Genomic DNA, 6,838 nt, shown 5'->3' with positions numbered 1-6,838 from the left:
TGCCTACAGTAACAGAATCAACGGTTCACGGGCGGATAATCTGGAACGGGCGATCGGCTTTTATGAGGCTGCTTTAACAGTTCGTACCTTTGAAGATTTCCCTGAAAAATGGGCACAGACTCAAAATAACCTAGCCCTTGCCTACAGTGACAGAATCAACGGTTCGCGGGCGGATAATCTGGAACAGGCGATCGGCTTTTATGAGGCGGCTTTAACAGTTTATACCTTTGAGGATTTCCCTGAACAATGGGCAGAGACTCAAAATAACCTAGCTATTGCCTACAGTGACAGAATCAACGGTTCGCTGGCGGAAAATCTGTAACGGGCGATCGGCTTTTTTGAGGAAACTTTAACAGTCTATACCCGTGAGAATTTCTCGTTCAATAACGTAGGAACGTTAAATAACGAGGGGTGGGGTTATCTGAAAAAACTAGACCCAATCAACCTCGAAAAAGTCAAACACACAAACCAAAAAGTAACCCGGCGGTTGAAACCGCGACTACAAAAACGATGTCCGCCAGGGCGGACTAAGATAAGAGATAATTCAGAAATGTTGAAATCCTCGATCGAGGTTTAATATAGCATCAGGATAAATGCCGGTGCTATCAGTTAACCAGATATCGGTGCTATCCGTAGCAGTTCCCACAATCGCGGCTCCATTTCCTATTTTTTCCACTAATAACTGAGCATTTGCAATCGGCAAAAACACCACTAACTCGAAGTCTTCCCCGCCGTATAATGCCCAATCTAAAGCTTTTTCGGTTGATAGAATTTCGCTGAAAATATGGGTAATTGGTATTTTTGTGCGATCGACTTTTGCGCCAACACCGCTAGCCCGACAAATTTGAATAATCGCATCAGCTAAACCGTCGCTGCTGTCCATTCCGGCGATTGCAATTGAGGATTGAACCCCCCCCGGCCCCCCCTTACCAAGGGGGGGAGAATTGAAATCTTGCTTCCCCCCCTTACCAAGGGGGGGAGTGAGGGGGGGTTCCATCGCACCTTCGGAACCTAATATTTCCCAAACAACCGGCAAAACATCCAGCCTCGGTTTAGGACGCTGGTGAGCGAGAATTAAAGAAGCTCGATCGACTTCTGCAAGATTTTGCCCGAATTCTGGATTTAACAGCAATTCTAATCCGGCGCGGGAGGCTCCGTGAACTCCAGTAGCGACAATCGCCCAGCCCGATCGCGCATTTGACCGACTAATGGTACGATCGCACTCAACTTGTCCGAAAGCAGTAATCGCCACCGTCACCACGGGCGATCGCACAACATCGCCACCGACGATCGGCGTATCATATTCTTGTAAGCAAGCCGTCATCCCCCGATAAAACTCTTCAACCCACTCCACAGCCGTATCCGCCGCCACAGCGAGGGCTACAGTCACCGCCAGAGGCTTTGCTCCCATAGCCGCGAGATCCGACAAATTCGCTGCTGCGGCGCGCCATCCTGCGTAATAAGGCCCCGTAGTGCGATCGCTAAAATGCAGTCCATCCACCAACATATCTGTAGTGATAGCGAGAGATTGGTTGGGAGTTGTAGCCATGACAGCGCAATCATCACCAACTATCTCTGCGGGGCAGAATTTTTGCAATATTCTTAAAAGGCCTTGTTCACCGATATCTTTAACTTGCATAAATTTGAATTAGTCGATCGCACTTTCTCAATTCACCATTCCTTACCCGAACTCGGCGGCAAGCGCAACTTAGGAAACCTATAAAAAGTATCCCCTTCATCATCTACCTCTAAAACCGCCGAAAAAATCTTAACTTGCCGAGTTAAATACTGCTGGGCAACTTCTGCCTCAACTCTAGCCTTAGCCGCCAGTTGAATCAACGAAATTTGACTGTTTTGAGTTTCCAATAACTCATAAAAAGCCTCATCCAAACGCTGCTTTTGCTTGCTTTCATTCACATTTTTTACAATCAACAATCCTGTGAATCCGCCCAAACCTATTACCAATAAAAATTGTAAAATAGCCATATTCTCGATTTAATTCCTAATTTCAATAACGAAACTATAAAAATTATCTCTTCTTCCAGCCCGCTAATGCGGGATTTATCTGTGCAGAAGCGATTTCAATCTCCTTCAGCATCCAGAAACGATTTCAATCGCAGTCAATATTGATTTTTTCAGCCCGCGCAGGCGGGCTTTGTTTCTGTAAAAGCGATTTCAATCGCCGTTACTTTTGACAAGCAGCGATTTCAATCGCCGTCATTAATTAAACTTGAGGTCGCACCAAATTTTCGATTCCTTTAACTACCTTAGCAGATACAATCTTGTCTCCCTGCTTCAGTTGCTCCAAAACTTCTTTTCCTTCAATCATGTAACCAAAAACAGCATATCGGCCGTCCAACAAATTCAGACCGGCGGGCGTGAGTTCAGGCTCAAACAAGAAAAAGAAAAACTGAGAAGAAGCGCTATCAGGCTCAGTTTCTGTACGGGCCATGGCCACAGTACCGAAAGCAGAAAAAGGCAAAACAGGTTCGTCGCGATAACGGCCCGCATCTTCTAGAGTAATCCCGTAAATAGGTTCTTTTTCGTCCCTGACGAGCACTTCTAGCGGCACATTCCGGTATTTGCCAGTAGCTGGGTCAATAAAACCCTCTTCCTTGCCTTCGGGGTCTCCGGTTTGCAAAACGTAGGATTCTTCGGATCGAATAAACGGCAAACCGTCATAAAAACCTCGATCGACCAAATCGACAAAATTACCAGCCGTAACCGGCGCGCTGTAGCCGTCAACCACAACAGTAATTTCCCCTTTTTCAGTTTGTACAGCCACAGTAGCGCGCCCTTTCAGTTGAGGCAGATTAGCATACTTGGCCGGCACTTCAAACGGAAACTTTGTCACCATCAACTCTTCGAGTTCGCCTACCGAACCGAGGATTGTGGCTTTCAAGTCAATCACTTTTTCCTTGTCTTTAGCCTCAACAGCCTTTTCCAGTTGAGCAATTCCGTTCTTGACTGCTGCAACTAGAGTTTCAGCTTCCGGCTTTTTGGTGTCGGGAATACTCTCTAAAAGGTCAGATTCCCGAAGGTTGAGAATCCTGGAAGCCTTGCTGACATCGCTGCTAATGGGACCCCAACGTTTAGACCGTATGTGGTTGCCAATGTCTTCGAGACTAATTTGCAACTCTCGCACAGTCTGATTGTCAATAGGTAAAGCGAAGCGCAGCAGCGCCCGCCCGTCCGTAATCGCATTCCCTGCAGGCATACTGCTGCTGGGCCGTTTGGCATGGGAGACTGCACTGAAACTCAGGGAGAGAGTGAACAGCAAGAGCGCTAAAGCGACGGTTTTGACCCAGCGCTTGCACGTATCGATCGAGAAATTAGGCCAATGCAACATAACTTTAACTTTTATTGCCTCTATTATCTTCCCACAGCGCTGCCCGCCCTCTAAGCTGCTACCCATCTAAAGTGTCTGTTCCTTCGGCCCGGGAGGCAGTTACCCACTAACAACAGCCCCTTGCCCCCTGTCATTAAGATTTCCGTACAGCACTTGCTCCCTTTGAACGGTAAAATAAAATGCCAATTGCTTTTTGATGCCGTCAGCTAGACTGCGGCTTTAACCTGACTGTAGTTCCCCCGTGCCCGCAAGGCGACGGGATTGCCCGCAAAAATTTATATGATCTCCAGTAACGACTTTCGACCAGGTGTTTCAATTGAATGGAATAACGGCGTGTGGCGGGTTATCGAATTCCTCCACGTCAAGCCAGGAAAAGGCTCGGCTTTCGTGCGGACAAAATTAAAAAACGTCCAAACCGGAAACGTAGTAGAACAAACCTTCCGGGCGGGCGAGACAATGCCTCAAGCCAACCTGGAAAAGAGCGTGATGCAACATACCTATAAAGAGGGCGACGAGCTCGTCTTTATGGATATGGAAACTTACGAGGAAAGTCGGCTCAGTGCTAAGCAAATAGGCGATCGTGTCAAGTACCTCACTGAAGGTATGGAAGTCAGCATCCTGCGCTGGAACGACCAAATCATGGAAGTGGAACTGCCCAACTCTGTTGTCTTGGAAGTGATACAAACCGATCCCGGAGTCAAAGGAGATACTGCCACTGGTGGCAGCAAACCCGCCATCCTCTCCACTGGCGCTCAGATTATGGTGCCTCTATTTATTTCCATTGGAGAACGGATTCGGATTGATACTCGTGAAGACAAGTACCTCGGCCGAGAGTAGAAACGAGGGAGGAAAAGGGAGTTTTTAGTTTTGAGTTTTGAGTTATGAGTTAAAGAAGTCCAAATTCAATACTCATCGCTCACAGCTTAAAAACTCTCCCTTTTGCCTCCAAAGTCGTTGATGCTCCTAGCTTCGCCTGATTCTGAATTTTCAATTTTCAATTTTCAATTTTCAATTCTCAATTACCCTTGAATCTGCTGTGCAACTAGACTTAAACCAGCTTTGTGACCTGCTAACTGTATTAGACAAAACTGGCATTTCGGAACTGACCTTAAAAAGTGGGGATATTGAACTGACAGTACGCAAAGGCATTCTGGCAAGTTCAGCAGGCACCTCTGCTGCGCTCCCTGCTGCCGTGGCGACTGTCGCTCCGAGCGCGTTGGCCGCTGTTGCTAGCCCCACATTAGCGTCACCTCCTGCTGTTGACCAAAATTTAGCAGCGGATCTGGCTGCCCCTGTACCCGTCGCCCCTGTCGCCGTACCTGCTGCCGTACCTGCTTCTGTCGATACGAAATGGGTGCCAATTATCTCGCCGATGGTAGGAACCTTTTATCGCGCTGCAGCTCCTGACGAGCCACCTTTTGTCAATGTGGGCGATCGCATCAAGGTCAATCAGACAGTCTGTATTATCGAAGCGATGAAGCTGATGAACGAGATCGATGCGGATGAAGTCTCCGGTCAAGTGATGGAAATTTTAGTTCAAAATGGCGAACCTGTCGAATACGGTCAAGTTTTGATGCGAATTAATCCGGATTGAAGGATTACTTTATTGTTATGGACAGAATAAATGCTAATATTTCCCGATCACTTCTCTCCGGTGAGTTTGATGAAGTCATCCCAGCCTGTCCCGCAAGAGGTTGTGCAACAAGTTGCTGAGTATTTCAGCATTTTGAGCGAACCCATGCGTTTACGAATTTTGAACTTGCTTCGCGACGGCGAAAAATGCGTGCAAGAATTGGTGGAAGCTACTCAAACGAGTCAAGCCAATGTTTCTAAGCACCTAAAACTCATGCTCCAAGCTGGTATCCTCACTCGCCGGAGTGAAGGAACTTCAGCTTATTATAAGGTGCAGGACGAGTTAATTTTTGAGCTGTGTAATATGGTGTGCGATCGGCTTGCCAGCAGGATCGAACAGCAAGCCCTACACTTTCGGGCATTTAGCCTAACTACGAAGCACTGAAAATTAGTTGCCAGTTCTCAGTCCTCAGTCATGAGTCATCAGTTATCAATTCCTACGATCGGCCTTCAGACCGATGACTAATGGCTTGTAACTAATGACTCATAATTACTAAAGGGGAAAATTTTTGTCAAAACTTTGGCGGGTACTCGGCTGAGCCACCTCCAAACCTTCGCCGCCTAAAAGTTCTAAAGGCTTCCCTTCCACCGAAATCCAAACCTTGGTATTCGGTTTTAAACTCGTAGCGGTATAGATAACTTGCCCTAACCGGCCAGTCATCGAATTGCTCCCTCCCCCCGAAGTAAATTCGGCTGACAAATCGACATAAACTCCGTCATTCTTAACACTCAAACCCCTGAGTTTTGTCCCCTTAGGAATTTCGCTAGAAACAGTTCCATCCTTCGGCCCGGCCAACAAACTGTTAAAAGCAGCTTGTAAAGCTGCATCAGGCTTGTCAGCTTGTTTGACAGCTACTTTCGTAGGAACTCCCTCAAATTTACCGCTGGCATCTTTAACCCAGTAGACTTGCACTGTCTGGACATCCGTCTGCGGCAAAGGCTTTGGCTGCGGCGACTTTAGGACTAGAGCCTGCGGCGTCTGAGCTTGAGGTGTCTGAACCTGCGGCGTCTGAACCTGTGGCGTCTGAACCTGTGGCACTTGTACAGGATTTGGAGGGGGTACGGGGATAACTACAGCAGGAGATTCCGCAGGGCTTGGGGACAGCGGCGGAGCGGTAGTTTGAGCAGAAGACTGCGTACCTGCGGGGGTTGGCGAACGGTTCGCGGTCCACCAGGCAATGCCCCCTCCCGCCAGTAAAGCGAACCCGCAAACACCAGCAATGACGGCTGTGGAGACGCGGCGTACTTCTTGTCCATCTTTCATAATACAAATTCTCCTTACAGATAGAGCGCTTGGGACGGTGAGGAGCGACTCCCGATCAGCTACATTTGTCTATGGTTAGATTCTGGAATTGACACAATTGCATTGCTGCTAGCGAACACTTTATAGCAAGCCCAACATATCCTGAATCCGACTATTGGAATCCTAGACCATAATATAAGATTTCGCCCGTGGAGTATGTCACAGTATCTAGATCGGCCTAGTGGCTATGTTCTATAGTAATCATAAAAAATTAAAGAATAAAGGAAGAAAAAACAAGTAAAAAGGAAGAAGGAAAGCAACGAATGGATGTAAGGGAGGTAAGGGGGTAACGGATTTAAGGGATTTAAGGGATAGAAGCAGGTCTCTAAAAAAAATTTTCCCCAAACAAAAAGCGCCCCTATTTCTAGGAGCGCTTTTTATCAATCAAAAGCTAAAACTTAGCCGTTGATAGAAGGAGCAACCAAAGCTACGGGAGTTGTTTCGCCAGCAGCCAAGTCGAGAGGGAAGTTGTGAGCGTTGCGCTCGTGCATTACTTCCATACCCAAGTTAGCGCGGTTGATCACATCAGCCCAAGTATTGATAACGCGACCTTG

Annotated in this window: 8 protein-coding genes and 1 pseudogene; 4 read left to right on the top strand and 5 right to left on the bottom strand. The window is 47.4% G+C overall.

Annotation, left to right across the window (positions count from 1 at the left end; genetic code table 11):
* Positions 1–322, top strand: a 322-nt coding sequence (locus QUA71_RS28265) for a tetratricopeptide repeat protein (protein ID WP_333290208.1), incomplete at its 5' end; no start/stop codon positions are given.
* Between the two features lie 222 nt (positions 323–544).
* Here QUA71_RS28265 and thiL read toward each other — a convergent pair.
* From thiL to QUA71_RS28250, 3 genes are all read right to left on the bottom strand, one after another.
* A complete protein-coding gene (thiL, locus tag QUA71_RS28260; RefSeq protein ID WP_333290207.1) occupies positions 545–1,639 on the bottom strand; it encodes a thiamine-phosphate kinase in 1,095 nt (364 codons plus the stop codon).
* 32 nt (positions 1,640–1,671) lie between these two features.
* On the bottom strand, positions 1,672–1,986 hold the full coding sequence (locus QUA71_RS28255) for a hypothetical protein (RefSeq protein ID WP_333290205.1): 315 nt from the start codon (positions 1,984–1,986) through the stop codon (positions 1,672–1,674).
* Between the two features lie 238 nt (positions 1,987–2,224).
* Positions 2,225–3,349 carry a peptidylprolyl isomerase gene (locus QUA71_RS28250; RefSeq protein WP_333290203.1) on the bottom strand — a complete coding sequence of 375 codons (1,125 nt, stop codon included), beginning with the start codon at positions 3,347–3,349 and terminating at the stop codon, positions 2,225–2,227.
* A 279-nt stretch (positions 3,350–3,628) separates the two neighbouring features.
* Between QUA71_RS28250 and efp the strand changes: the two genes are divergently transcribed.
* The 3 genes from efp (at position 3,629) to QUA71_RS28235 (ending at position 5,366) form a co-directional block, all read left to right on the top strand.
* The gene (gene efp / locus QUA71_RS28245; RefSeq protein WP_190659475.1) at positions 3,629–4,186 is read left to right on the top strand and encodes an elongation factor P; all 558 of its coding nucleotides are present in this window, start codon (positions 3,629–3,631) and stop codon (positions 4,184–4,186) included.
* Positions 4,187–4,385: 199 nt separating this feature from the next.
* Entirely contained in the window at positions 4,386–4,943 is a 558-nt protein-coding gene (gene accB, locus QUA71_RS28240) for an acetyl-CoA carboxylase biotin carboxyl carrier protein (RefSeq protein ID WP_190659473.1), read from the top strand.
* Between the two features lie 30 nt (positions 4,944–4,973).
* Positions 4,974–5,366, top strand: coding sequence for an ArsR/SmtB family transcription factor (locus QUA71_RS28235; RefSeq protein ID WP_006631662.1), 393 nt, complete (start codon positions 4,974–4,976; stop codon positions 5,364–5,366).
* Between the two features lie 108 nt (positions 5,367–5,474).
* Here the strand turns inward: QUA71_RS28235 and QUA71_RS28230 are convergent, their stop codons facing one another.
* Both QUA71_RS28230 and QUA71_RS28225 read right to left on the bottom strand, forming a co-directional pair.
* Positions 5,475–6,245 carry a GerMN domain-containing protein gene (locus tag QUA71_RS28230; RefSeq protein WP_333290201.1) on the bottom strand — a complete coding sequence of 257 codons (771 nt, stop codon included), beginning with the start codon at positions 6,243–6,245 and terminating at the stop codon, positions 5,475–5,477.
* A 437-nt stretch (positions 6,246–6,682) separates the two neighbouring features.
* A pseudogene (locus tag QUA71_RS28225) lies at positions 6,683–6,838 on the bottom strand (photosystem II q(b) protein); the annotation flags it as partial.

Origin of the sequence: Microcoleus sp. MON1_C5 (genome assembly GCF_036701875.1) — a bacterium.
In the GTDB taxonomy this organism is placed as follows: Bacteria; Cyanobacteriota; Cyanobacteriia; order Cyanobacteriales; family Microcoleaceae; genus Microcoleus.
Note: the sequence above shows the minus strand (reverse complement) of the source record. Positions and strands in the feature narration are given on the sequence as shown.